Origin of the sequence: Octadecabacter algicola, from assembly GCF_021532625.1 — a bacterium.
In the GTDB taxonomy this organism is placed as follows: Bacteria; Pseudomonadota; Alphaproteobacteria; order Rhodobacterales; family Rhodobacteraceae; genus Octadecabacter; species Octadecabacter algicola.
Genome location: NZ_JAKGAR010000006.1, coordinates 1 through 2,500 on the forward strand (window position 1 = coordinate 1; position 2,500 = coordinate 2,500).

The window sequence follows — 2,500 nt, forward strand, 5'->3', positions numbered from 1 at the left end:
GCTGTCTTTGCAAGTCATGATGTTTGGTCCGTGGTCCCAAAGGATCTGACGTTAGTCCCCCAGTAGGGTTCATGCCGTTGATAATATTCTCTATTTTTTGGTTGCGGGAGTAGGATTTGAACCTACGACCTTCAGGTTATGAGCCTGACGAGCTACCGGGCTGCTCCATCCCGCGACGCTTAAGCCTTATTAGAAGATGTAAGGCTGGGTATCGCTTAGTCATCGAAGAGAGATATAAACGCATGATTTATGCAAATTCTTTACTAGGTTTGGCAGTGACTTACTCTCCCACGTCTTAAGACGCAGTACCATCAGCGCGATGGTGCTTAACGGCTGGGTTCGGAATGGAGCCAGGTGTTTCACTCATGCTATGACCACCAAACCAAGAAAAGAATTTACAAATCAAGCGTTGTCCAAGTCAGCGTACGCTGAACTATTATGTGTTGTGTATGACTTTCATCAATCTGTATCGACAAGGCGTGCCTTGCTTCTACTGGATCAAATCAAGCCTATCGGACCATTAGTACCAGTCAACTGAATGCATTGCTGCACTTACATCTCTGGCCTATCGACGAGGTAGTCTACCTCGGTCCTCAGGGATATCTTGTTTTGAGGGGGGCTTCCCGCTTAGATGCCTTCAGCGGTTATCCTGTCCGTTCATAGCTACTCAGCACTGCCGTTGGCACGACAACTGATCCACCAGTGGAACGTTCACCCCGGTCCTCTCGTACTAGGGGCAACTCCTCTCAAATATCCTACACCCACGGAAGATAGGGACCGAACTGTCTCACGACGTTCTAAACCCAGCTCACGTACCTCTTTAAATGGCGAACAGCCATACCCTTGGGACCTGCTCCAGCCCCAGGATGAGATGAGCCGACATCGAGGTGCCAAACACTGCCGTCGATATGGACTCTTGGGCAGTATCAGCCTGTTATCCCCGGCGTACCTTTTATCCGTTGAGCGATGGCCCTTCCACTCGGGACCACCGGATCACTATGACCGACTTTCGTCTCTGCTCGACTTGTCAGTCTCGCAGTCAGGCTGGCTTCTGCCATTGCACTCAACGACCGATTTCCGACCGGTCTGAGCCAACCTTCGCGCGCCTCCGTTACTATTTAGGAGGCGACCGCCCCAGTCAAACTACCCACCACGCAGGGTCCCGGATCCGGATAACGGACCGCGGTTAGATATCAAGAAGAACAAGGGTGGTATCTCAAAGGAGGCTCCACAATGACTAGCGTCACTGCTTCAAAGCCTACCACCTATTCTGCACATGTTCGTCCTAATACCAATGCGAAGCTGTAGTAAAGGTGCACGGGGTCTTTCCGTCTAACCGCGGGAAACCTGCATCTTGACAGGTAATTCAATTTCGCTGAGTCGATGTTGGAGACAGCGGGGAAGTCGTTACGCCATTCGTGCAGGTCGGAACTTACCCGACAAGGAATTTCGCTACCTTAGGACCGTTATAGTTACGGCCGCCGTTTACCTGGGCTTCAATTCGGAGCTTGCACTCCTCCTTTTAACCTTCAGGCACCGGGCAGGCGTCAGACCCTATACGTCGTCTTGCGACTTCGCAGAGCCCTGTGTTTTTAGTAAACAGTCGCCACCCCCTGGTTTGTGCCCCCAGCCAATACTTGCGTAGAAACTGGGCCTCCTTCTCGCGAACTTACGGAGGTATTTTGCCGAGTTCCTTCAACATCGTTCTCTCAAGCGCCTTGGTATTCTCTACCAGTCCACCTGTGTCGGTTTAGGGTACGATCTAATGATGGAGCTATTTCCTGGAACCTCTAAGCAGCCCATTCAATCCATTAAGGATGAACTACCCTCGAGATCCGTCACTACCATCTGGCCCACGAATATTAACGTGGTTCCCATCGACTACGCCTTTCGGCCTCGCCTTAGGGGTCGGCTTACCCTGCTCAGATTAACTTTAAGCAGGAACCCTTGGACTTTCGGCGACAGGGTCTCTCACCCTGTTTGTCGCTACTCATGTCATCATTCTCACTAGTGATCTCTCCACCGGATCCCTCACAGGCCGGCTTCATCGAAAATTCCTTGCGTCCAATTCACCGCGAACGGTGATAAGGACGCATGGAATTATTTCACACTACGCTCTGCTACCATGCACTATGTGCATCCTAAGCTTCGGCTCATGGCTTGAGCCCCGTTACATCTTCGCCGCAGGACAACTTATTTAGACCAGTGAGCTGTTACGCTATCTTTAAAAGATGGCTGCTTCTAAGCCAACTTCCTGGTTGTTTTGGTCGTCCCACCTGCTTTCCCACTTAGCCATGAATTAGGGGCCTTAGCTGTAGGTTAGGGTTGTTTCCCTCTCCACTACGGACGTTAGCATCCGCAGTGTGTCTGCCATCTAGTACTCCCGGGTATTCGGAGTTTGGTTAGGATCAGTAAGCCTGTGGGGCCCCATTACCCATCCAGTGCTCTACCCCCCGGGGTATTCGGATGACGCTCTACCTAAATAGATTTCGCAGAGAAC

At 51.3% G+C, this 2,500-nt stretch carries 1 tRNA gene and 2 rRNA genes (1 of these 3 cut by a window edge); all 3 read right to left on the reverse strand.

From position 1 onward, the window contains the following. Positions 1–98: 98 nt before the first annotated feature. Positions 99–175 (reverse strand) — tRNA-Met (locus tag L0666_RS17110). 92 nt (positions 176–267) lie between these two features. Continuing rightward, positions 268–382: ribosomal RNA gene (gene rrf / locus L0666_RS17115) — 5S ribosomal RNA — on the reverse strand. Between the two features lie 117 nt (positions 383–499). Next, positions 500–2,500 (reverse strand): 23S ribosomal RNA (locus L0666_RS17120) (it continues 833 nt past the right edge of the window).